Raw genomic sequence first — 22243 nt, 5'->3', positions numbered from 1 at the left:
CTGAAATGACACTGGCGTTATATCGCAACGGCTCGATCTACAGCACTGCGGACCCGCTGGCATCAGCGATGCTCGTCGAGGACGGTACCGTGGCCTGGGTCGGCGGAGAGCATGCGGCGAATGCCCTCTACGATGACCGGATGCAGCTGGTCGATCTTCAGGGTGCCTTGATCACCCCGGGATTCGTCGATTCGCATGTGCACTTGACCGAGACCGGCCTAGCGTTGGCCTCGCTCGATCTGAGCCGGGTGGACAGCCGCGCGGAGCTGCTGGCAGCAGTCGCCGCGGTGCCCGGAGAGGATCTGCTGCTGGGTTTCGGCTGGGATGAGACGAAGTGGCACGGCCCCGACGCCGAAGCCGGGCAGTGGCCGACCGCCGCAGAGCTCGACCGCGCGGGCCGGGGCAGGGAAGTCTACCTGGCCCGGATCGATGTGCATTCAGCGGTGATCTCCTCGGCTCTTGCCGAACGCTCCGGGGCGCGCCAGTTGACCGGCTGGAACGGCTACGGAGCGGTGGCCGGTGCAGCGCATCAAGCCGTGAGCGCCTTGGCCCGGCGCATCCCTGAGGCGCGGCGGGCGCAGTATCAACGGCGGGCCCTGGATAGCGCGGCTGCGGCAGGCATCGTGGCGGTGGCCGAAATGGCGATCCCGGATGCCGAGACGCTCACCGATCTTTCCCTGCTGATGAACCGCGATGACGACGAGCAGGCCGCCCCGCAGGTACTTCCGTACTGGGGTCAGGCAGTATCGTCCGCGGCAGAGGGGCGTGAACTCCTGGCGACTCTCGCCGAAGCAGGGGTGGTGCCCTTGGGGCTGGGCGGGGATCTCAACATCGATGGCTCCTTGGGGTCGCGGACCGCGTTGCTCCGCGAGCCCTATGCGGATCAGCCGGGGCACACCGGCAGCCGCTATCTCACCGCTGAGGAGGTCGGGGATCATCTTGCCGCCTGCAGTGAGCTGGGGGTGCAAGGCGGCTTCCACGTGATCGGTGAGGCCGGTATGGATACTGCGGTAGCCGGTATCCGGCGGGCCGCGGACACAGCAGGACTCGCGGCCATCCGGCGCTCCGGCCATCGGCTGGAACACGCCGAGATGGTCGATGACGCGGCTTTGGCGGCTCTTGTGGAGCATGTTATCGCGGTGAGCGTGCAGCCGGCCTTCGACGCCGCGTGGGGCGGGGCAGGCGGGCTCTACGAGCAGCGTCTCGGCACCGAGCGAGCGGGGCGGATGAACCGCTTCGCCTCGATGCTGGCGGCCGGTGTACCGATGGCACTGGGCTCCGATGCGCCGGTCACTCCGCTGCAGCCCTGGGCGGGCGTCAGGGCGTGCCTGGAGCACCATGAGCCGACCCAGCGGATCTCCGCGCGCGCGGCCTTCCTCGGCTACAGCCGGGCCGGCTGGCGGATCGCGGGGGAGACCAACCCCTTGCTGGGACAGCTGGTGCCGGGAGCCCCGGCGAGTTTCGCGGTCTGGGAAGTTGATGAACTGATGGTTCAGGTCGCCGACGAGCGGGTTCAAGCCTGGAGTACGGATCCCCGGGCCAGGACTCCGCTGCTGCCGGCTCTCGATACGGAGAACGAGCCGCGCTGCCTGGCTACGGTGCATCACGGCGTAGAGCTGTTCCGGTCGGAAGGGTTTTGAGTCTTATCTGGTCTTATTTGGTCTCATCTGTTCGGTTTAGCCGTGACGAGTCCGCCTCGGGTCACTAACCGACACGCCGAAGAAGCGAAAAAACCGAAAAAATATCGGAAGTTTGCTAGGCGGCGGCGCTCGTCTGACCTGCGCTAATAAGCAAAACTCCTGGTCAAAGCCATGTTGACAGGGTTTTCAGAGGACGTAGGATTTTAGCTCAACGGGTTTTCATAGTGATCTCCAATGATGGAAGCCCAGCTGCCAGGAAGAAGCTCTCCAGGGCGCTTTCCGGTGTTCCAGCCGGGCTGGCAGCTCATGTAACGGGTGGGTTCACGCGTCAGTAGAAAACAGTTCGGATGCGCCGCGACGGTGGCATCGGAGGTGGTCCGAAGGCGCGTGAACCTACCCACTTCTTCCGCTCGTATAAACTGGAACTTTGCTGCGCTCGAGCAATGAAAGGTTTCTGCGTGCGTGTTCTGACGATTATCCCGACCTATAACGAGGTCGAGTCGCTGCCGATCACCCTTTCGCGACTGCGCAAGGCCGTTCCCGAAGCAGACGTCCTCATTGTGGATGACAACAGCCCGGATGGCACCGGCAGCCTCGCCGATGATTTCGCCGCACAGGATGAACGAGTGCATGTCCTACATCGTCAGGGCAAAGAAGGCCTGGGCGCCGCCTATATCGCGGGCTTCCGCTGGGGTATGGGCGAAGGCTATGAGGTTCTCGTCGAGATGGACGCCGATGGCTCGCATCAGCCTGAGCAGCTGCCCCGGCTCCTGGCCGCTGTTGACCAAGGCGCGGACCTGGCCCTGGGCTCCCGGTGGGTGCCCGGTGGAAAAGTAGTGAACTGGCCGCTGGGGCGGATCATCATCTCCCGCGGAGGCAGTTTCTACTCGCGCTTCATGCTGGGCCTGCGAGTCAAGGACATCACCGGCGGGTACCGGGCGTTCCGTCGGGAAACGCTCGCGGCCATCGACCTCAGCACTGTGGCCTCGGTAGGGTACGGGTTCCAGGTGGATATGCTCTGGCGGGTGGCTCAGCTCGGATTGAAAGTGGTCGAGGTGCCGATCACCTTCGTGGAGCGCGAACTCGGCGCATCGAAGATGAGCGGCGGAATCTTCCAGGAAGCCGTGATCAACGTGACGAAGTGGGGCCTCAGCGCCCGCTGGAAGAAGCTCACTGGAAAAGACTGAACCCCTCAGCCAGTACTGGCTGAGGGGCCCGTCTCGTGATGGATGATGTTTAGCTGACTTTCTCGCCGCGCCGGGCGCGCAGGATCTTGAGGCGGTCCTCCAGGGTCTGCTCCAGCTCCGGTACGCTGCGCCGTTCCATCAGCATGTCCCAGTGGGTGCGCACTGACTTCTCCGTGGAGGCTTCATCGGGCTTCTCGCCATCCACGAGCACAGCTTCTTTGCCGGTCTTGGACACCCAGAGAGTCGGGATCTCGGCTTCAGCAGCAAAGGTCACGAAGACCTGCTCGCCGTCCTCGCAGCGGTATTCGACCCGCTGCCGGGGTGCCGGCTCTACTCCGGCTTCGGTTTCCATGCTCTGCGCGCCTAAGCGCATGCCGCGCAAGCTACGGTCGCTCATAGTGCCGTCCACTTCCTTCGATTGCTACTTCCTGCCCAGATCATAACGCTGCGCAGGCCCGGGGTATTCCGGAACGGGAATCCGATGCGGTCCATGAGAAGGCTCACGGAAAACGGTGCCGGGTTCCGGACTTAGGCAAGGTACAAGTATACCGCCTGATCATGCCGAGCGGTTCGGCGTGATCCTTCTGCTGCTGTTATAACTCCGGTTCCGGCCGGGTAGCGCGCTCAGCCCTGGGAGCAGCGGGGGCCGGCGATGCCGGGCCGTCCGGGGTGGTTCGGCCGAGAACATCGCCGATGCCCTTGAGTGCCTCGCCCACTTCGGAGGGGATGATCCAGAGTTTATTCGAGCTGCCTTCGGCGAGCTTCGGTAAAGTCTGCAGATACTGATACGCCAGCAGCTTCTGGTCCGGCCCACCGCGGTGGATCGCGCTGAACACCTTCTCGATCGCCTGAGCTTCGCCATCGGCACGCAGGATCGCGGCCTTGGCATCGCCCTCCGCCCGGAGAATCGATGACTGACGTTCGCCCTCAGCGGTCAGGATCTGCGACTGCTTCGTGCCCTCAGCGGTGAGGATGGCGGCACGGCGGTCACGCTCCGCCCGCATCTGCTTCTCCATGGAATCCTGAATCGACATGGGCGGCTAGATCGCTTTGAGCTCCACTCGAGAGACCTGGATGCCCCAGCGGCCGGTGGCCTCGTCGAGAACTCCGCGCAGCTGCTTGTTGATCTGGTCCCGGCTGGTCAGCGCCTGCTCAAGATTCAACCCGCCCACGACGTTACGCAGAGTCGTCGTGGTCAGCTGCTCCACGGCCTGGATGTAGTTGGCGATCTCGTAGGTGGCCGCCTTGGCGTCGGTGACCTGGAAATTCACCACCGTGTCGATGGAGACCACCAGGTTGTCCTCGGTGATCACCGGCTGCGGCGGGAAGGAGACCACCTGCTCGCGGAGGTCGAGCAGCGGCAGCAGCCGGTCGACGAAGGGGATCAGCAAGGTCAGGCCGGGGTTGAGCGTGCGCTGATACTTGCCCAAGCGCTCCACCACGCCGGCTCGGGCCTGCGGGATGATCCGCACCGAGCGCACCAGCACGATCACGATGACGACCATCAGGATCAGCAGGACGATGGTACTTATCAGATTACCGTTCGTGCTGTTCATAGCGCCCCTTCAGACTTTTCTTCGGTATGAGCTTCGGTGCCGGCTGATGCCGGGGTGACTACTGCGGTTGCGCCGTCGATGGCGATCACCCGCACTTCTGAGCCGGGGCTGAGCGCTTCTCTCTGCTGGCCGCGTGCGCTCCAGATATCGCCTCCGATCCGGACCTGCCCGCGCAGCCCGGTGACCGTCTCCAGTACCGTCGCCGACTGGCCGATCAGCAGGTCGATATTACTGCGCTGCTCAGGTGGCCCTTTGCGCAGGTACCGCATGGCCAGAGGCCTGAGGAAGAGGATCAAACAGAGTGCGACCACCGCGAAGACGAGGACCTGGAGCCAGAAGACTGCGCCCATAATCGCTGCCAACATGGCGGCGAATGCCGCGACGGCGAGCATGATGAAGTACAGGTCTAAGGTGAGCGTCTCCACGGCTGCCAGGATCAGGAAGGCCGCGAGCCAGAGAAGCCATGCGTTCTCTATGAACCACATCAGCATGGAAATGCCTCCTGTCTAATACCTCAATTCTACGATATTTCTCAGATTTTCAGGACTGTTCCGGTGGTCTCCGGAGGCCATCTGCGGGCGCTGCAGGGGAGGCTGTGAATGCCCGTGCTGAGGGTTTCAGACGACGGGGTGCCAAGGAGCTTTGGCAGGATTTGGGCCGAGGCTCGAGGCCGCCCGGGATAGCGCGCCTACGACCTCCCGGAGGTCCGCTTCAGGATAGGTGAAAGGGAGCCGCAGGAAGCGTTCGAAAGCCCCTTCAATTCCGAAACGCGGGCCAGGCACCAAGGCGAGGCCTTCTCCGCGGGCTGCGAGGGCCAATGCAGAGGAGGAAATCTGCGAAACGGAAGAAGCAGAAGCGAACGGAGCTCCGCTGCCGCCGATGTTCACCCACAGAGACATCCCGCCGAGCGGCTTCGGCAGCGACCAGCCCGGGAATGCGCGCCCCAGCTCAGCGAGCAGAAGATCCCGACCAGCCCGTAGTTCCCGGCTGCGGTTCGCGCACATGGCGGGCAGCTCCCGCAGCAGGCGGATCGCTGCCAGCTGTTCGAGTATTGGCGTGCCGAGGTCGATGGCCGGCCGGCTCTGCTGAAGTCTGCTGATGAGTTCCCTGGGGCCGCGGACCCAGCCTATGCGCAGGCCGCCCCAGGCGATCTTGCCGAGCGATCCGATGCTCACCACGTTGGGCGAGAATGCGGCGAGCGGGGGTAGCGGCCCGCGGTCGATGTCCAGTAGCGCGGTGGTCTCATCCGCTATCAGAGTGACGTTCTCGCTACTGGCCAGCTGCGCGAGCTGTTCGCGCTCTGAAACCGCCATGCTGGCCCCGGTCGGGCTCTGGAAATCCGGCATGAGGAAGGCCATGCTGGGCGCTGCCCGACGGATTAGGAGCTGGGCCTCGGCAATATCCCAGCCGCCCTCATGGCTCACCGGCACGGTGAGCAGCCGAGCCCCCGCGGCCAGAAAAGTGTCTATGGCATGCGGGTACGTAGGGTGTTCGATGAGGATGCGCTCACCGGGGGCGTAGATCGTCCGCGTGATCAGGCTGAGCGCATGCTGCGCGCCGAGAGTGACCAGGATCTGCTCCGGGGCGGTGGACACACCTCGATCGAGGTAGTGCGCGGCGATCTCTGCACGCAGCTCCGGCAGCCCTTGAATATCGAAATCGGGATGCCCCAGATACCGGGGAAGAGCCTGAACGGCATCAGCATAAGCCCTGACCAGGCCCGGGTAGGCCGGGGCCGCTGCTTTGCTGAAATCCAGCTCGTACCCTTCGGTGGTTTCCGCGACTCCGCGCTGCCCCTGCGGCAGCATCAGCCTGGAGCCGGAGCCGCGGATGCTCTGCAGGAACCGCTGCTGCCGCAACTGCGCATAGGCGGAGGTCACTGTGGTCCGGGAAACACCGAGAGCCTCGCTCAGTTCCCGCTCGGCCGGCAGACGAACCCCGCTGACCAGTCGTCCGTCGATGAGCATGAGCCTGAGCTGCTCGGCCAGCGCCTGATACATGATGCTATGGCCGTTACCGCGCCAGTAGCCTAGCTCACGGGCCAGCCGGCGCGCGGAGAGACGGGGGCTCATGCTTCCAGGGTACTGGCGCCCGGGCTGCTGCTTGCTGCTGCGTTCTGCGAATCCTCGGGCAGGGGGCGGAGCACCTGGATCGTGACTTCCAACCAACTGTCCCACTGCGGCTGCTCCGCTAACGCTGCAGCGGCTTCGGCCGGGTCCAGGTGATGCCCCGAGGGGCCCATGGCGATGGCATCGAGCGCTTCCGCAGCGCTGAGTCGGAGCGCTTCCCGGACCGTGTGCTCGGAAACTGTCTGGAACCAGGGGGCCAATTCCTCCGCGAGTCGCTCTTGCTTCCGCGCTCGCTGAGTCAGCCTACCGGTGATCGAGGGGAGTCCGCTGAGATGTCGGACTGAGGGGGAGGCCAGCAGAAGGGCCCCTCCGGGGCGCAGCACCCGGTGAAATTCGGCGAGCGGGCGCGGTGCGAAGACGACCAGCACCGTGCTGATGCTGCGCGTGGCGACAGGCAGCGGTCGCCACAGATCCCAGGCCACAGCGGCAGTCTGCGGTAAGCGAGCAGCCCGACGAAGCGCATGGCCGGAAAGGTCCAGGGCCAGCGCTGCACCGCCGGGGCGGGCGTTGAGAACCCCGGAGAGGTAGTATCCGGTACCGCAGCCCGCGTCCAGGATCAGCGGATCATCGCGACGCTGATCGGCGACCTCCGCCGCCAGCGAGGCGAGTGCTGCCCGGAGCGGCTCGTAATGCCCGGCTGCCAGGAAGCGCTCCCTCGCCGCGACCATTTCGGCGTGATCCGGAGTCGATCGGTTGGCTCTGCCGGTGAGCAGATTCGCATAGCCGTATTTGGACAGATCGTAGCGATGCCCGGACTCGCAGTTCAGCACACCCTGCGGCACCGGCCGGCGAGAGCTGGAATTCTGTACCCTGGCCCGGCCCGGCTGATCGATCAACTGGTTGAAACCGCTGCCGCAGACGGGGCAGCGCAATGCGCTGAGCGGCCCGGCAGGCAGCCTCCAGGATTCCGGCACGTTCAGAATCCCAGCTCTGCCCGGGCTTGGCCGATGCCGGGCTCTGCATAGTGGTGACGGTAATCATCACTGGTCAGGGATCGCAGCATCGCCCGATCCAGGTACAAGGTTCCCGCCAGGTGATCGGTTTCATGCTGCACGATACGCGCAGCCCACCCCTGGAAAAGATGTTGCTGCGGCACGCCTTGAGCATCGAGATACGTCAGTTGCACGGCCCGGGGGCGGGAGACCACCGCCTGGAAGCCGGCGACGGAGAGGCAGCCTTCGTAGAATTCCGCACACTGATCAGAGCTAGTCTCCGTTGGTGAGTCTGCTGGCGAGTAGCGGGGGTTGAGCATCACGAGAAAAGGCAGCGGCTCGCGCTCCCTGACCCGTCGGATCTCTTTGGGAACCTGGTATTCGTCTTCGGCCACCGCTAATTGTAGGGACAGCCCCAGCTGCGGAGCCGCCAGGCCGACGCCCGGGGCGGCGTGCATGACCTCACGCATGAGTTCGATGAGCCTTCGCAAGCGATCCTGATCAAGCTGACCCCGCCACGGCTGTGCAGGACGGCGCAGTGCCGGATGGCCGGCTTGGACGATAGCAGGCAGCTCACCGTGCTGTCGGATCGCCAATAACTGGTCGACTTGATCCTGGATCGACGGCTCGGGGCTCCGTGCGGCGAGCGTGGACATTACCTGCTCCACTTGTTCCGCCGGGCCCGCCTGGATGTTCGCCCGGACCGCATTCTCCTCAGCGGCCGGTGGCTGCAGCTCGGCGAATTGGGAATCCAGCAAGGAAGCCGGCATGAAATGCCCCTTCCTGGAGCTGAGCCGTTCTGCGATCTGCTCCCGGCTGCCATCGAGGAACACGAAGACCACACCCTCAGCATGCTGTCCGTTGTCACCACGCAGGATATCCCGGTACTCGCGACGCAGAGCCGAGCAGGTGACGATCCCGGACTCGCCGCGCTCGAGCCGCTGGCGGATCCACGTCGAGATTCGCTCCAGCCAGGGTCTCCGGTCCGCATCATCGAGCGGGATTCCCGCAGCCATTTTCGCGATATTGGCTTCCGGATGCAGATCATCGCCCTCTTGGAAAGCCCAGCCGGTTCGTTTCGCCAGAGTTTGTGCAACGGTGCTTTTCCCAGAGCCGGATACCCCCATCACCACGAGGACGGTTGGTTGAGTCGCCTGGGATGTTACCTGGGATGCCGTCATCTTCCTATCCTGTCACGGTCGGGGAAGCAGGCAGCGGAAAGCACAGAGGAATATCCTGAAGGCATGGTTTTCGTCAATGCCGGCACGCTCGGAGCCCGCCCTGGGAAGCGTGATGAACTCGTCGCCCAGCTCAGCCGGCGCAATCCGGTGCTGGCAGAGCTGGGTTGCCTGGCCTATGAGGTCGGTACGAATGACGACGAGCCGGATACCGTGTTCGTCGTCGAGCTCTGGTCGAGCGCCCAGGCGCATCGGGCTTCGCTCCAGCTGCCCGAAGTGCAGCAGGCGATCACCGAGGCGCGAGCGCTGCTATCCGGGACTTTCGGAGGCTTCAGATTCGAGGTCGCCGGATCCCCGTTACGAGAGTAGTTGGGGGACTATGAGGTGAAGTGACTTTGCTGGCAGGGTGCCGATACCATCGAGGAGGCCAGCCGGCCTGAGAATCCGAAGAGAAGAGAAAAGCCGTGCCGAACGAAGCAACCGCCTCCCGGGCGGAGGATTTCCAGATCACCGTCGAGGGCGAAACCCGGCAGGTCGCGCACGGCACCACTGGAACCGATCTCTTCGCGGATCAACGCGATATCGTCGTGATGTGGGTCAACGGCGAACTCACGGACTTAGCGCAGCCGGTTCCGGAAGGTGCCGAGGTCGCCTCGGTGCGCATCGGCTCTGCGGAAGGCCTTGAAGTGTTGCGGCACTCCGCAGCCCATGTGATGGCCCAGGCCGTGCAGCAGCTGCGCCCCGAGGCGACACTCGGCATCGGCCCGTACATCACCGACGGCTTCTACTTCGATTTCGATGTCGCCGAGCCCTTCACACCGGAAGACCTCAAGCAGCTCGAGAAGATGATGCTGAAGATCGTCAATGCCAACCAGCGCTTCGTGCGCCGGGAGGTCAGCGAGGCTGAAGCCATCGACGCGATGCGTGATGAGCCCTACAAACTCGAGCTCATCGGCCTGAAGAAGGACGGCGTTCAGGACGCCGCGGAGGGCGCTTCCCAGGAAGTCGGCAGCGGCGGTCTGAGCATCTACGAGAACGTTGATCGCGACGGCACTGTGGTCTGGCAGGATCTCTGCCGGGGCCCGCACCTGCCGAACACCAAGCTCATCTCCAACGCCTACGCGCTCACCCGGAGTGCGGCGGCATACTGGCGGGGCAACGAGAAAAACAAGCAGCTGCAGCGCATCTACGGCACGGCCTGGCCCAGTAAAGAAGAGCTCAAGGCTTATCAAGAGCGCTTGGCGGAGGCCGAGCGCCGCGACCACCGCAAGCTCGGTGCGGAACTGGATCTGTTCTCCTTCCCGGACGAACTGGGCTCGGGCCTACCGGTTTTCCACCCCAAGGGCGGTATCATCCGCAAGGAGATGGAAGACTACTCGCGCGCCCGGCACACCGAGGCCGGTTATGAGTTCGTGAACACTCCGCACATCACCAAGGGCAGGCTCTACGAAGTCTCCGGCCACCTGGACTGGTACCGGGACGGGATGTTCCCGCCGCTGCATATCGACGAGGAACTGGATGCGGACGGCACGGTTCGCAAGCCCGGCCAGGACTACTACCTCAAACCGATGAACTGCCCCATGCACAACCTGATCTTCGCCGCGCGCGGCAGATCCTATCGGGAGTTGCCGCTGCGGCTCTTCGAATTCGGCTCGGTCTACCGGTACGAGAAATCCGGAGTGGTGCACGGGCTGACCAGGGTCCGCGGGATGACCCAGGACGACGCGCATATCTACTGCACCCGAGAGCAGATGAAAGACGAGCTCACCGGAACGCTCAACTTCGTCCTGGGCTTGCTCAAGGACTACGGCCTGGACGATTTCTATCTGGAACTGTCCACCAAGGATCCGGAGAAGTACGTCGGCTCCGATGAGGCCTGGGAGGAAGCCACCAGCACCCTGCAGGAGGTGGCCGAGGCCTCCGGGCTGGAGCTCGTCCCGGATCCGGGCGGCGCCGCGTTCTACGGGCCGAAGATCTCCGTGCAGGCGCGGGACGCCATCGGCCGGACCTGGCAGATGTCCACGATCCAGCTCGACTTCAACCTGCCGGAGCGCTTCGAACTGGAATACCAGGCCGCGGACGGCTCCCGGCAGCGCCCGGTGATGATCCACCGTGCGCTTTTCGGATCGATCGAGCGCTTCTTCGGGGTACTCACCGAGCACTATGCGGGAGCCTTCCCGGCCTGGCTAGCTCCGGTGCAAGTACGGGCCATTCCGGTGGCCGAGGCCTTCGACGAGCAGATCCTCGATGTGGTGCGCCAGCTGCGGGCGGCAGGCATCCGGGCTGAGGCGGACCTCGGTTCGGACCGGTTCCCGAAGAAGATCCGCACCGCGAGTAAGGAGAAGATCCCCTTCGTGCTGATCATCGGCGGCGAGGATGCTGAGGCCGGGGCGGTTTCCTTCCGTTTCCGCGATGGCAGCCAGGACAACGGCGTGCCGGTCGCCGAGGCGGTCGAGCGGATCCGGATCGCGGTATCCGAGCGCTGGAGCGATGAGCAGATTCTGGGCGAGAATAGATCTTAGGACTGAGTAGGTAATGCGTAGGTAGGACCGGCAGAGCCGATAGAGGCAGGGGCTGAGGATGGCGGAAGATCATAACGCTGAAACGAGCGACGATTTCGCCCTGCCCGGAGTTCCGGATGCTTTCCAGCGCTTGTGGACGCCGCACCGACTGGCGTACATCAAAGGCGGTCAGGAGCAATACAAGGACCAAGAAGACGATTGCCCGTTCTGCCTCGCGCCGCAACGCTCCGATGCGGAATCGCTGATCGTCCATCGCGGGGAGTCCTGCTACGTGATCCTCAACCTCTTCCCGTATAACCCGGGGCACCTTTTGGTTTGCCCGTACCGGCACATCCCGGATTTCACGGATCTCACCGAGGCGGAGACCACGGAATTCTCCCGACTGACCCAGACCGCGATGCGGGTACTGCGGAAGGTCGCGAACCCTCAGGGCTTCAATCTGGGTATGAACCAGGGCGCCGTCGGGGGCGCCGGAGTCGCCGCGCACCTGCACCAGCACGTCGTGCCGCGCTGGCGGGGCGACAGCAACTTCCTGCCGATCATCGCGCAGACCAAGGCCATGGCGCAGACCCTCAGTGAAATGCACGAGCAGATAGCCGCTGCCTGGGCAGAGAGTTGAGTCTCCTATGCTGAACCGGTACGCCCGGGATTTCTTCGCTGCGATCTTCCGGCCGATCGCATACCTTCTGCTTCGCTGGGGCGTCTCCCCGGATACCGTGACCATCGTCGGCACCCTCGGCGTCATGGTCGGTGCGCTTGCACTTTATCCCCTCGGCCAGCTCTTCTGGGGCACGGTGCTGATCACGGTTTTCATCTTCTCCGACCTAGTCGACGGACTCATGGCCCGCAAGCTCGATCGCTGTGGGCCCTGGGGGGCCTTTCTGGATTCGACCCTGGACCGACTGGGGGATAGCAGCGTCTTCCTGGGTATCGCGCTGTGGTTCTTCCTGGGCGGTGCCCAACCCGCCATCGCCATCCTTGCTCTGGTCTGCCTGGTGCTCTCCAATCTGGTCTCCTACAGCAAAGCCCGGGCCGAAGGTCTCGGCCTCACCGCCGATGTCGGCATCGCCGAACGTTCAGAGCGCCTCGTGGTCACCTTGGTGGCTACCGGCCTCGTGGGGCTCGGCCTGCCGGAATGGGTGCTGCTGATCGTCTTGGTCCTGTTGGCTCTTGCGAGCGTGGTGACCGTGGCACAGCGGGTGCTGGCGGTCCGCGCGCAGATCTTCAATGCCGGGGTGCCTTCTTAGGCGGTCCGCAGCAGAGTAACTGGCCCTTAATGTTTCTTTTATGTCGATCCGGCTCTGAGTTTCCCGGGATCGAGCCTAAAATCGAGCTATAAGTGGACTGGTCAGAGCAGTCCACTTGCGATCGCATGTAAGCGAAGGAGCCACGATGACCGAGAACGCCGCGAACCCTATCCCGGGCGAGACCACCGCAGCCGCAGACAGCAGGGTCGGCAGCAACCGGGTCAAACGGGGTATGGCGGAAATGCTCAAAGGCGGGGTGATCATGGATGTGGTCACCGCCGAGCAAGCCAGGATCGCCGAAGATGCGGGTGCCGTCGCGGTCATGGCGCTGGAGCGGGTTCCCGCGGATATCCGGGCGCAGGGCGGGGTCTCCCGGATGTCCGATCCGGACATGATCGAGTCCATCATCGACGCGGTGTCCATTCCGGTGATGGCCAAGGCGAGGATCGGGCACTTCGTCGAAGCCCAGCTGCTGGAATCACTGAGCGTGGATTACATCGATGAGTCCGAGGTGCTGACGCCGGCGGATTACACGCATCATATCGACAAGTGGCGGTTCACGGTGCCTTTCGTTTGCGGTGCGACGAACCTCGGCGAAGCGCTGCGCAGAATCACCGAGGGGGCGGCGATGATCCGCTCCAAGGGCGAGGCCGGTACCGGTGATGTCTCCAATGCGACGACGCATATGCGCCAGATCCGGGCCGAGATCCGCAGGCTCTCCACGATGGCTGAGGATGAACTGTACGTTGCCGCCAAGGAGCTGCAGGCGCCGTACGAGCTGGTCCGGGAAGTCGCCGAGCGCGGTGAGCTGCCGGTGGTGCTCTTCACCGCGGGTGGTATCGCGACTCCGGCAGATGCGGCGATGATGATGCAGCTCGGTGCCGATGGCGTTTTCGTCGGCTCCGGCATCTTCAAATCGGGCAACCCCGAGCAGCGGGCGGCCGCCATTGTCAAGGCCACGGCGTTCTACGACGATCCGTCAGTGCTGGTGCAGGTCTCCCGCGGTCTGGGTGAGGCGATGGTCGGCATCAACGTCGAAGAGATCCCGGAGCCGCATCGGCTCGCGGAACGGGGCTGGTAAGCCCACCCCGGTATTGCTGCACTTGGGAGTAGTTGTGGCGGGTATTCAGCCTGAATACCCGCCACAACTACTCCCAAGTCGGACAGAGCTACTTCTGGAAGGCCTCCGCGAGCGTCTCGCGTAACGGTGTTGTGGGGCGGCCGATGAGGCGCGATAGCGTGCCCGGCTCCGGATCAGCGAGCTCGCCGCCGGCGATGGCGGTGTCCGTGCTGACGACGAAGTCGGCGGCTGCCTCGGGCAGGCCGGCGGCGATGAGTGCGGCGCGGTGCTCATCGGCGGAGACCTGCTGCACTGCGACGGGCTTGCCCGAGACGTCGGTGATGATGCGCGCGAGCTCATCCTGCGTCACGCCGGAGTCGCCGGCGAGCTCGTAGATCGCGCCCCGGGGTTCCTCGGCCGTGAGTACGATCGCTGTTGCGGTGGCGTAGTCGTCGCGGGACGCGGTGAACTGTTCGCCATCGCCAGCGTTGGTGAGCAGGGTTCCGCTTTCGGCTGCTTGCCGTGCGCCGGGGATGAGGTTTTCCGAATACCAGCCATTGCGGAGCACAGCGACGGTGAAGGGCGCAGCAGCGAGCAGCTTCTCGGTTTCAGCGTGTTCGGGTGCCACGGTCAGTGTTTTGGCGCTATCCGCGTGCAAGACGCTGGTGTAGGCGACGAAGGGCACATTGGCGCTCTTCGCCGCCTCGATCACGGCGGTATGCTGCGCCACGCGCTGGCCGATGGCGTTGCCGGAGATCAGCAGGAGCCGATCAACCCCTTCGAGCGCTGGAGCGAGAGTCTCGGGCTGATCGTAGTCAAAAGTGCGCACGTCGATGCCGCGTGCAGCGAGATCGCCGGCCTTGGCTGTATCGCGGGCGAGGGCGATGATCTGATCAGGGGCTGTGCGTGCGAGCAGTTCGTCGACGACGAGACGGCCCAATTGTCCGGTGGCACCGGTGATGGCGATAACCATGATGTGACTCCTCAGGTTGCTTACATTTCGTATGTGCTTACTAATCGTAAGTATACGATATGATGGGTGTCAACGGAATGGAGGATCACCGCATGGTGCAGCTTGCCGAATCTGATGGCCCCACGGCGTTCGACGCCTTCAGCGCCATGTGCCCATCGCAGTCCGTGCTGCGTGACCTCACGGGGCGCTGGGTACCATTGGTGATGATCGCCCTCGATGACGGTTCGACGCGTTTCGGTGAGATCCATCGCCGCATCGGTGGCTCGAACGAGAGGATGATCGCACAGACTTTGCGCATGCTAGAAGTCGACGGCTTCGTCGAACGCGCGATGGACGAAGGGCGCCCTGCCTACCGACTGACTGAGGGTGGCCGCCAAGTCACTGCCCGATACCGTGACCTGATCGAGGCACTGTATTCTCATCTCGCTGTTCAGGACACTGGCTCAGAAATGACACGGGGATCGGCAGAGTCCAGCTCTCAGCAGGTTGGGCATCCCGGCTCCGTTAAGCATCCAGCTCGATCCCGCCGCTGAGAACTTGCGGCCCAGGCCGGGGCCGTTCGGATATTTTTGGACTTTAGCGCACAGTCGGCCGAGGCTGAAGCCCGGCTTTTCGCTGCCGACTCAGCGTCTTGATCGGCTCTTCTGTCGCACTGATTCCGGTCACAGCTGCAACGCGTAGGGGGAGGTGCTATTGCGCTTAGGCGATATCGCCCTTCCCGCTGGAGCCGATCCTGCAGAGGCCTACTGGATGGATTGCCGTTCCGGGGCGCTGCTGCTCACGGCGCAGACCATCGCCGGGTTGTTCTGGTCAACACGCGCTGCATTGCAGGCTGTCGTAGCAGGCAGGGAACTGTCGGCCGCAACCGGCGTGGGCTGGCCGGCAGTTCGGAACGTTCGCTGCACATCGACATCGGCCGGAAGTACTTCGGCCCGGCCTGGTTCAAATTCAGCACCCTGCAAGTGCACTTCTCGGACAGCGAAGGCTTTCGGATCGAATCCCAGAAGCATCCCGACGTGGTCTCTGCCGAACGGCTGACCCAGCAGGAAGTGCGCGAGATCGTAGCCGCCCCGGTGACTCCTGTGGTTCGCGGTGCATCCTTGTCGATCTGGGGCGATAGGCCTACGGCGCAGAACGAGCAGCAAGTCGCTCAAGGGATCCGGATTCCGGATGCCTCTGCGCGCCATGGCCGAGCGGATCTGCTCGCCGGGGCAGCCTGCAAGCGGGTACTCGGAATTCCGGGCCTGCGCGGAGCGGATCGGCGACGCACCGGTGGTCGCCTGACCCCAGGCCGTTCCCGAACCTCTCTCGCCGCCTCAGATCTCCCGGATGACCTGGGCCGGATTGCCGACCGCCACGACGTTCGCGGGAATGTCCTTCGTGACGACGGAACCGGCGCCGATCACGCTGTTGTCCCCGATGGTCACGCCCGGGCAGACGATCACCCCGACGCCGAGCCAGACGTTCTCGCCAAGGGTGATCGGCTTCGCCGCTTCGAGTTTGTCCCGGCGCGGCTGGGGGTCGATGGGGTGAGTCGGTGTCAGCAGCTGAACATTGGGGCCGAGCATGGAGTCATCGCCGATCCTGATATCGACGACGTCGAGAGCGACCAGGTTGAAGTTGATGAAGACGCGCGCCCCGAGGTGCAGGTTCTCCCCGTAGTCGACGAACAGCGGCGGCTTGACGAACGCGCCCTCGCCCAGGCTGCCGAGCAGCTTGGCGAGCAGAGGCCGTGCCGCTTCCTCGTCCGCGACTGCGGCCCGATGATAGGCATCCGCGAGTTGCGCGGCTCGCTGTGCGATCCGTATGCTCTCCGGGTCCTGGCCGCCGATGTACAGATCACCCGCGAGCATCCGCTGCCGATGGCTCCGGGGATCGCCCGCGAAGTAATCCTTCATGCCTACGACCGTATCAAGGAACGGATCGCTCTTCGCTTGGGAGTAGTTGTGGTGGGTATCGAACTCGAATACCCGCAACAACTACTCCCAAGCGATAGAACTTCCAGGACTTCCTGGCAATTTCCAGGGAGTCTTCTGGGCGCCTTCCATTTCCTGGAATCGGCCATACACTGAGGGTGTTCGACTCCTCTTGTGACGGTATCGTCGCGTTTAGAAAGGGCTAGATCATGGCTGGAAAATTCGAAGTATACGAAGACAAGTCCGGCAGTTTCCGCTTCCGCCTCAAAGCAGGCAACGGAGAGGTGATCGCCACCTCCCAGGGGTACAAGACCAAGAAGAGCGCGATGAACGGCATCGATTCGGTGCGCCGCAATGCCGATTCCGAGGTTGTCGAGGTATCCAAAGCGGAATGACCTCCTGATCGCAGCCTCCGGTTAGCCCCCGGGGTTCGTCATTTGTGCACTTGTGCCGCCTCGGCGTTCTTTCTCACCCACCGCGATGACCATCGGCGCTGCATCGGGGCCGGGCCGGCTGAATTCGAGTGCGGCGACGACACCGATGGTTGGTGGAGTCACGCTGGCAGGGTTCTGATCGGGGGTAGGAGCCACGACGAAGGTGTAGCCCGCGGCTTTTGCCTGCTCCGCTTCCGGGAGTTCTTCGAAGGCCGGCTCAATGAGCGTGGTGGCAGAATTGCGCTGGGACGCTCTCGGCGCGGCAACCGCATCCTGCAATGACATACCGAGGTCGATCCGGTTCATCAGAACCTGCAGCACCGTGGTGATGATGGTTGATCCGCCGGGGGAGCCCAGAACCATATACGGTTTGCCGTCTTGGAGCACGATCGTCGGCGACATCGAAGACCGGGGTCGCTTGCCCGGGGCCGGCAGATTAAGACTCTCGACCCCCCGAGCAGCGGCGGCGAAGTCGAAGTCAGTGAGCTCGTTATTGAGCAGGAACCCGCGTCCTGGAACCAGGATCCCGCTGCCGCCGTAGAAGTTGATGGTATTCGTGTAGGAGGCCACGTTCCCTTCAGCGTCGGAGACCACGAAATGGTTGGTTTGCTGCCCCTCGACGGTTTCGGTGCCGCTGGCCACCGGCGCTGCAGAGCAGTCGGTGGCGGTCAAAGCGCCGGCGGGCTGGGGCGCGGGCAGGGCTTTGGCCGGGTCGATCAAGCAGGCACGCGATTTCGCAAAACCTTCTGACAGCAGTACCTCATCCGGAACTTCGACGGAGGCCCGGTCTCCGACATAAGCATTGCGGTCCGCGAATGCCAGTTTGCTGGCCTCCAGGAAACGCATCGTCGCCACCGCTTTGTTCTCATCTTTGAGCGGGAACTGTTCCAGAATGTTCAGCGCCTCGCCCACGGTCACGCCGCCGGATGAAGATGATCCCATGCCATAGTCGTCCAGGCCCCGGTAGCTGCTGCGGATGGGTTCCGCGTTCAATGCACTGTACGAGGCGAGATCTGCCATCGTCATGGTTCCAGTGGAGGCGGATTTACCGTCGGCTACCGGCGGGTTGGCGACCGCATCAATCATTGACTGGCCGATCTCGCCTCGATAGAACGCGTCAGTGCCTTCTGCTGCGATAATCCGGTAGGTCTGCGCCAGATCGGGGTTCTTCAGGATTTTTCCGGTTTCCAACGGCCTGCCTCCGGGAAGATAAGTCTCAGCGGTGTTGCCGAAGATGCCGAAGGTCTTCTGGGGATCCGCGATCTGGTTGTGCAGCGCGGTATTCACCGGGACCCCTTGTTCTGCCACGTCGATCGCTGGCTTCAGGGCAGAAGCCAGATCCTGCTTGCCCCACCGGTCGATGGCACGCTGCCACAGTGCAAGCTGCCCGGGGACGCCGACCGCGAGGCCGCCGATATTCGCCTGCTGGGTGCTGAGCGGTTCACCCGTCGCGGGGTCGATGAAAAGTGTTGCCGTGTCCGCCGCTCGGGCGGTCTCGCGCCCATCGATAGTGCTGACTTCTCCGGTTTCAGCATCGTAATACACCAGGTATCCGCCGCCACCAAGCCCGCCCACCAGGGGGTTCGTGACGCCCAGTACCGAAGCTACGGCGACAGCAGCATCTGCTGCGCTTCCTCCCGATGCGAGCACATCGATACCGGCCTGGGTCGATTGCACGGTGTCTGAAACCACCGCGCCGCCGCTTCCTTGAGCGAAATAACCCGGCTGAGCGGTGCCGGTCACCCCACCTTTTCCTTCAGGAGTCGGCCCGGAACATCCCAGCAAACCGACAGCCAGAGACAGAGCAAGCGCTGATGCCGCAGCGAGATTCAAAGATGAATGTTTCATGATCTTCCTCGATGGTGATCTGGTGAGAACTAGCTATAGTACAAAGTCGGGGCCGAAACAGTAAGACTGTTTCGGCCCCAGCTTTGTCCTGCGTGATCCGGGTTATCCGGGATCAGCTCTGCCGGAAGACCACCGACATCGGCGTGGTCTCGGTGCTCTGACCCTGCGGGTTATCCCGGAAGATGCCTTCCAATGCTGCTTTTTCTAGGTCGGTATCGTGGCCGAGGGCGACGACGCCGAGGTCATTGGCGTCCATGATCGCGGTTCCGCCGAAGTTCGCGGCGAGCTCAGCCGGCAGGGCGGCGCGGACCTTGGCGCTGAGCCTGCGGGCCACCCCGTCCGGATCCTTCGGCGCGTACTTCACCGAATGAACTGAGGTGCCCACCTGGTACGCTGCGGCACCGTCGATGGCGTTGATGTCATGTCCTACGACCTCGTAGAAGACCCCGTTCTTGCCTTGGAGTTTACCGATCACGGAACGTAAAGACGCCCAGAGGATCCGGGGCAGGCCGACCTCGTCGATGGCCAGCTGCATCGACCACGGGCTGGCCAGGCCGATGCCACCCGGGTTCTTCATCACGAACCGGCTGAGCAGCCGGGCCGCAGGGGAGACCTTGATGTCCCAGACCGGAATCGAGCGGCCCTGGGTCATCGCGACGATCTTCTCGGAGACGAAAAGGTACCAGGGCTTATCCGCGGTAGCCTGCCGATGCTCGGCGCCGGCGCCCGGCAAACCATCTGCGAAGCGCTGCACGTAGCTGAGGATCGCCGGATCCAGATCGGTCTGCCGGTAGAAGACCTCGGTGCGGATCGGGTAGCGTCGGTAACTGCGCCCGCCGTCCTCCGGCACCGAAATATCCAGATCCTTACCCGCATTGGGCTCGTAATCGCTTTTTACGGGAAGCTCTGCCTCGGTGTCCTGCGGGGCGTCGATGAATTCCCGCAACCACAGCTCGGTGTTCAGCAATCGCCAGAACACCATCGTGGAGCCGCTGTGATTGCCCGAGGTGTACCGTTCGAAGGCCGCGATCACTTCGTCTTTGTTCCAGTACTTCCGGCCTTCGAAGGCCGCGGACATGAAGATCTCGTAGATCTTCTCCTGCATCTTCAGGAACCATTCGGCCTCAGGCGTGGTGAAGCCGATCTTGTTCCGCCGGTTGGAGATCATCGGCGGCAGCAGGCCTCGGGTGGCGTCACGCAGGATCCGCTTGTTCCAGCCGCCCTTGATGATCGACTCATCGGAGAGGCTGAAAAGGTACTTCACCACGTCCTTGTCCAGGAACGGAACGCGCCCTTCCAAGGAGAAGCGCATCGTGTTCTTATCCTCGTAACGCAGCACTGAGGGCAGCGACTTATGGAAGATATCGTCGATAAGCCGCAGCTTGAGGTTGTCCGGGATGGTGCTGAAGCGCTCGGTTTTATGCTCGCGCCGGAACTGCGGATCCAGTAGCTCGGTGATCCCGGTCTCCTTACGGAACGTCAGCATTCCGAAGAGCCGGAAGCGGACCAGACGGAACAGGATATCCGTACTGGAGAGCAGTTCTTTAGCCAGTTTGCCGAACTGCCCGTTCTTCTTCAGCTGCCTCAGGTACGCGAAGTAATAGGGGATGTAACCGGCCATCATCTCATCGGCGCCCTGGCCATCCAGCAGCGCCTTAACGTGTTTGGAGGCCTCCTGCATCACCCGGTACTGGGCGTACGGGCCGGAGGAGATGATCGGCTCTTCCTGAGTCCGCACGAAGTCTTCTAGATCCTCGGCGAACTCTTCGGCCGTCGGTAGGATCTTATGGCTCGTGACATTGCCCTTGCAGATCTCAAGAACCGCGTCGGCGTACTTCTCTTCATCGTTGATGGAGTTCGGGAAGATCGCGGTGAAGGTCTGCTGGCTGCTGCCGAGGGAGTCCGTCGCCGCGGCATGCTCCGCCATGAGCTTATTGATGGTGACGACCACCGCGGAAGAATCCAGACCGCCGGAGAGCGCGCTGCCGATGGGCACCTCGGACTGCAGGCGCAGCCGTACGCCTTCGGTGAAGCGCTGCCGGTACTCTTCGATGATTTCGCGGGAGTACGGGGTGTCGATGGCGGAGAGCTCCCTCAGCTCCTCCGGAAAACGGGTGAACATGCTGAGTGCGTAATCGCCGGTCGTTGTATCCAGGACCAGCATCTGGCCGGGCATGAGCTTATCGATGCCCTCGAAGAACGTCGCGGCCTCTTCATCGTGGATTCGGAACTGCAAGTACCGGTAGAGGATCCGTTCGTTGACCTTCTTATCAATCTTCTCGGCCGCCAGGATCGGTTTGATCTCGCAGCCGAAGAGCAAGCCTGGTTTGCCCGTGCCGGTCTGCTCGGCGGACAGCGGAGCGAAGTACAACGGCTTAATGCCGAAGTGATCGCGAGCCAGGACCAGCCGCTGCTGCTCGGCATCGTAGATCGCCAGGCCGAACATGCCGTTGAAACGGTCGAAAGCCTCGGTGCCCCACTGCTCATAGGCCTGGAGTACCACTTCGGTATCGGAATTCGTGACGAAAGTGCGGCCCAGAGCCTCCAGCTCGGTGCGCAGGTCAAGGTAGTTGTAGACCTCGCCGTTATAGATCAGCACGGTCTTGCCGTCTTGGCTGATCATGGGCTGCGGGCCGTGCTCCAGGTCGATAAAAGCCAGGCGGCGGTGCGCGAAGCCCACCAGGCCGTCCGTGAAGTAGCCTTCACCGTCCGGGCCGCGATGAGCGATGGTCTCGCTCATCGTGCTGAGCATCGCCTCGTCCGCTTCATAGCCGTAGTACCCGGCGATTCCGCACATACGTCACCCTCACATCGAAGAAAAGTCCAGCCTCAATGGTACTTGTTGTGACCCCGAGTCGAGTGCATGACAGGGCGCAATAGGGCATAAGCAGGTATAAGACAGTATCGGGTCTGCCTGTCGCTGCCAGGACCTATGATGGCCTGATGATCTCCACCACGACTCTGACCGCCGGGGTACTGGCCTTGCAGGGCGATACCCAGGAGCATCTCCAGGTGTTGCGGGCCTGCGGGGTGATGGCCCGCCCGGTGCGTCGGGCGAGCGAGCTAGATGGCCTGGCCGGGCTGACCATACCGGGCGGTGAATCAACTGCTATGGATCGACTGATCCGGGCGTTCGAGCTGGAGCAGCCGCTGCGGGACTTCATCCGCTCGGGCAAGGCTGTGTACGGCTCCTGCGCGGGCATGATCCTGTTGGCGGATAAAGTTCTGGACCCGGCGCTTGACGGTTCGGGCGCGCCGCAGCGCACGCTGGGCGGTCTGGATATCGCGGTGCGGCGCAATGCCTTCGGGCGGCAGCGCGAGTCCTTCGAGACTGCGGTGCGGTTCACCGGGATCAGCGCGCCGCAGCGCCCTGTGCACGCGGTTTTCATCCGGGCTCCCTGGGCCGAACGAGTGGGTTCCGGGGTGGAAACCCTGGCCGAGGTTAGGATTGAAGGAGCGAACCGCGCGGTTGCGGTGCGCTCGGGGAACCTCCTAGCGACCTCGTTCCACCCGGAAGCCACCGGAGCCGATGGTGTAGCGGCGGAGCCCCGGGTGCATGAGCTTTTCGTGCGGATGATGAAGCAAGAACTCTAGATAGAAGCCAGCAGAAAGAAGCGCAAA

The 22243-nt window shown here is 63.3% G+C and carries 20 protein-coding genes and 1 pseudogene; 10 read left to right on the top strand and 11 right to left on the bottom strand.

The genetic code is table 11. The annotated features are described in order from the left end of the window. Positions 1 to 5 precede the first annotated feature (5 nt). Both C501_RS0111220 and C501_RS0111215 read left to right on the top strand, forming a co-directional pair. Entirely contained in the window at positions 6 to 1640 is a 1635-nt protein-coding gene (locus C501_RS0111220; protein WP_018135728.1) for an amidohydrolase, read from the top strand. Positions 1641 to 2098: 458 nt separating this feature from the next. Next, positions 2099 to 2827 (top strand): polyprenol monophosphomannose synthase, encoded by a 729-nt coding sequence (locus C501_RS0111215; protein ID WP_026174864.1) that lies wholly within the window; start codon positions 2099 to 2101, stop codon positions 2825 to 2827. Positions 2828 to 2876: 49 nt separating this feature from the next. Here the strand turns inward: C501_RS0111215 and C501_RS0111210 are convergent, their stop codons facing one another. The 6 genes and pseudogenes from C501_RS0111210 to C501_RS14890 all read right to left on the bottom strand — a co-directional run bounded on the left by C501_RS0111210 (position 2877) and on the right by C501_RS14890 (position 8625). Continuing rightward, positions 2877 to 3224 (bottom strand): RNA polymerase-binding protein RbpA, encoded by a 348-nt coding sequence (locus tag C501_RS0111210; protein ID WP_018135726.1) that lies wholly within the window; start codon positions 3222 to 3224, stop codon positions 2877 to 2879. A gap of 196 nt (positions 3225 to 3420) precedes the next feature. Then, positions 3421 to 4332, bottom strand: a pseudogene (locus C501_RS13335) (SPFH domain-containing protein). 47 nt (positions 4333 to 4379) lie between these two features. After that, the gene (locus C501_RS0111200; protein WP_018135723.1) at positions 4380 to 4874 is read right to left on the bottom strand and encodes an NfeD family protein; all 495 of its coding nucleotides are present in this window, start codon (positions 4872 to 4874) and stop codon (positions 4380 to 4382) included. Positions 4875 to 5000: 126 nt separating this feature from the next. After that, positions 5001 to 6455, bottom strand: coding sequence for a MocR-like transcription factor YczR (gene yczR, locus C501_RS0111195; RefSeq protein WP_018135722.1), 1455 nt, complete (start codon positions 6453 to 6455; stop codon positions 5001 to 5003). After that, positions 6452 to 7426 (bottom strand): methyltransferase domain-containing protein, encoded by a 975-nt coding sequence (locus tag C501_RS13330; RefSeq protein ID WP_018135721.1) that lies wholly within the window; start codon positions 7424 to 7426, stop codon positions 6452 to 6454. The genes yczR and C501_RS13330 overlap by 4 nt, the downstream gene beginning before the upstream one ends. Positions 7427 to 7428: 2 nt before the next feature. After that, positions 7429 to 8625, bottom strand: a complete 1197-nt coding sequence (locus C501_RS14890) for a gluconokinase, GntK/IdnK-type (protein WP_083906629.1) — start codon at positions 8623 to 8625, stop codon at positions 7429 to 7431. Positions 8626 to 8688: 63 nt separating this feature from the next. Here C501_RS14890 and C501_RS0111180 point away from each other — a divergent pair, with 63 nt between their 5' ends. From C501_RS0111180 to pdxS, 5 genes are all read left to right on the top strand, one after another. Then, a complete protein-coding gene (locus tag C501_RS0111180; protein ID WP_018135719.1) occupies positions 8689 to 8991 on the top strand; it encodes a putative quinol monooxygenase in 303 nt (100 codons plus the stop codon). Positions 8992 to 9128: 137 nt separating this feature from the next. Further along, positions 9129 to 11144 (top strand): threonine--tRNA ligase, encoded by a 2016-nt coding sequence (thrS, locus tag C501_RS0111175; protein WP_026174862.1) that lies wholly within the window; start codon positions 9129 to 9131, stop codon positions 11142 to 11144. Between the two features lie 58 nt (positions 11145 to 11202). After that, positions 11203 to 11763 carry an HIT family protein gene (locus tag C501_RS0111170; RefSeq protein ID WP_018135717.1) on the top strand — a complete coding sequence of 187 codons (561 nt, stop codon included), beginning with the start codon at positions 11203 to 11205 and terminating at the stop codon, positions 11761 to 11763. A gap of 7 nt (positions 11764 to 11770) precedes the next feature. Beyond that, entirely contained in the window at positions 11771 to 12391 is a 621-nt protein-coding gene (gene pgsA, locus C501_RS0111165; protein ID WP_018135716.1) for a phosphatidylinositol phosphate synthase, read from the top strand. 145 nt (positions 12392 to 12536) lie between these two features. Beyond that, a complete protein-coding gene (gene pdxS / locus C501_RS0111160; RefSeq protein ID WP_018135715.1) occupies positions 12537 to 13472 on the top strand; it encodes a pyridoxal 5'-phosphate synthase lyase subunit PdxS in 936 nt (311 codons plus the stop codon). 88 nt (positions 13473 to 13560) lie between these two features. Here pdxS and C501_RS0111155 read toward each other — a convergent pair whose 3' ends face one another. Then, positions 13561 to 14424 carry an SDR family oxidoreductase gene (locus C501_RS0111155; RefSeq protein WP_018135714.1) on the bottom strand — a complete coding sequence of 288 codons (864 nt, stop codon included), beginning with the start codon at positions 14422 to 14424 and terminating at the stop codon, positions 13561 to 13563. 92 nt (positions 14425 to 14516) lie between these two features. Here C501_RS0111155 and C501_RS13325 point away from each other — a divergent pair, with 92 nt between their 5' ends. Beyond that, positions 14517 to 14957, top strand: a complete 441-nt coding sequence (locus C501_RS13325) for a winged helix-turn-helix transcriptional regulator (RefSeq protein WP_211206376.1) — start codon at positions 14517 to 14519, stop codon at positions 14955 to 14957. A 210-nt stretch (positions 14958 to 15167) separates the two neighbouring features. Here C501_RS13325 and C501_RS14335 read toward each other — a convergent pair whose 3' ends face one another. Further along, entirely contained in the window at positions 15168 to 15578 is a 411-nt protein-coding gene (locus tag C501_RS14335; RefSeq protein WP_156807751.1) for a hypothetical protein, read from the bottom strand. 162 nt (positions 15579 to 15740) lie between these two features. Then, the gene (locus C501_RS0111135; protein ID WP_026174861.1) at positions 15741 to 16322 is read right to left on the bottom strand and encodes a sugar O-acetyltransferase; all 582 of its coding nucleotides are present in this window, start codon (positions 16320 to 16322) and stop codon (positions 15741 to 15743) included. A 227-nt stretch (positions 16323 to 16549) separates the two neighbouring features. On the opposite strand from C501_RS0111135, the gene C501_RS0111130 reads away from it, so the two are divergent. Continuing rightward, positions 16550 to 16735: a YegP family protein gene (locus C501_RS0111130; RefSeq protein WP_018135709.1), complete on the top strand. Its 186-nt coding sequence runs from the start codon at positions 16550 to 16552 to the stop codon at positions 16733 to 16735. A gap of 21 nt (positions 16736 to 16756) precedes the next feature. Here the strand turns inward: C501_RS0111130 and ggt are convergent, their stop codons facing one another. Together ggt and asnB are read right to left on the bottom strand one after the other, a co-directional pair. Next, complete coding sequence (gene ggt / locus C501_RS0111125; RefSeq protein WP_083906627.1) at positions 16757 to 18622, bottom strand: gamma-glutamyltransferase; 1866 nt, start codon at positions 18620 to 18622, stop codon at positions 16757 to 16759. Between the two features lie 112 nt (positions 18623 to 18734). Continuing rightward, a complete protein-coding gene (gene asnB / locus C501_RS0111120; RefSeq protein ID WP_018135707.1) occupies positions 18735 to 21419 on the bottom strand; it encodes an asparagine synthase (glutamine-hydrolyzing) in 2685 nt (894 codons plus the stop codon). Between the two features lie 146 nt (positions 21420 to 21565). Here asnB and pdxT point away from each other — a divergent pair, with 146 nt between their 5' ends. After that, on the top strand, positions 21566 to 22216 hold the full coding sequence (gene pdxT / locus C501_RS0111115) for a pyridoxal 5'-phosphate synthase glutaminase subunit PdxT (protein WP_018135706.1): 651 nt from the start codon (positions 21566 to 21568) through the stop codon (positions 22214 to 22216). Positions 22217 to 22243 lie beyond the last annotated feature (27 nt).

Origin of the sequence: Acaricomes phytoseiuli DSM 14247 (assembly GCF_000376245.1) — a bacterium.
GTDB lineage: Bacteria > Actinomycetota > Actinomycetes > Actinomycetales > Micrococcaceae > Renibacterium > Renibacterium phytoseiuli.
Note: the sequence above shows the minus strand (reverse complement) of the source record. Positions and strands in the feature narration are given on the sequence as shown.

What these genes read in the sequence shown, in the direction of transcription:
- C501_RS0111180 (WP_018135719.1), top strand. Translation starts at nt 8,689, where the DNA reads ATGGTTTTCGTCAATGCCGGCACGCTCGGAGCCCGCCCTGGGAAGCGT.
- C501_RS0111170 (WP_018135717.1), top strand. Translation starts at nt 11,203, where the DNA reads ATGGCGGAAGATCATAACGCTGAAACGAGCGACGATTTCGCCCTGCCC.
- pdxT (WP_018135706.1), top strand. Translation starts at nt 21,566, where the DNA reads ATGATCTCCACCACGACTCTGACCGCCGGGGTACTGGCCTTGCAGGGC.
- C501_RS0111220 (WP_018135728.1), top strand. Translation starts at nt 6, where the DNA reads ATGACACTGGCGTTATATCGCAACGGCTCGATCTACAGCACTGCGGAC.
- pdxS (WP_018135715.1), top strand. Translation starts at nt 12,537, where the DNA reads ATGACCGAGAACGCCGCGAACCCTATCCCGGGCGAGACCACCGCAGCC.
- C501_RS0111135 (WP_026174861.1), bottom strand. Translation starts at nt 16,322, where the DNA reads ATGAAGGATTACTTCGCGGGCGATCCCCGGAGCCATCGGCAGCGGATG.
- C501_RS13325 (WP_211206376.1), top strand. Translation starts at nt 14,517, where the DNA reads ATGGTGCAGCTTGCCGAATCTGATGGCCCCACGGCGTTCGACGCCTTC.
- C501_RS0111200 (WP_018135723.1), bottom strand. Translation starts at nt 4,874, where the DNA reads ATGCTGATGTGGTTCATAGAGAACGCATGGCTTCTCTGGCTCGCGGCC.
- C501_RS14890 (WP_083906629.1), bottom strand. Translation starts at nt 8,625, where the DNA reads ATGACGGCATCCCAGGTAACATCCCAGGCGACTCAACCAACCGTCCTC.
- pgsA (WP_018135716.1), top strand. Translation starts at nt 11,771, where the DNA reads ATGCTGAACCGGTACGCCCGGGATTTCTTCGCTGCGATCTTCCGGCCG.
- C501_RS0111155 (WP_018135714.1), bottom strand. Translation starts at nt 14,424, where the DNA reads ATGGTTATCGCCATCACCGGTGCCACCGGACAATTGGGCCGTCTCGTC.
- asnB (WP_018135707.1), bottom strand. Translation starts at nt 21,419, where the DNA reads ATGTGCGGAATCGCCGGGTACTACGGCTATGAAGCGGACGAGGCGATG.
- C501_RS0111210 (WP_018135726.1), bottom strand. Translation starts at nt 3,224, where the DNA reads ATGAGCGACCGTAGCTTGCGCGGCATGCGCTTAGGCGCGCAGAGCATG.
- yczR (WP_018135722.1), bottom strand. Translation starts at nt 6,455, where the DNA reads ATGAGCCCCCGTCTCTCCGCGCGCCGGCTGGCCCGTGAGCTAGGCTAC.
- C501_RS0111130 (WP_018135709.1), top strand. Translation starts at nt 16,550, where the DNA reads ATGGCTGGAAAATTCGAAGTATACGAAGACAAGTCCGGCAGTTTCCGC.
- ggt (WP_083906627.1), bottom strand. Translation starts at nt 18,622, where the DNA reads ATGAAACATTCATCTTTGAATCTCGCTGCGGCATCAGCGCTTGCTCTG.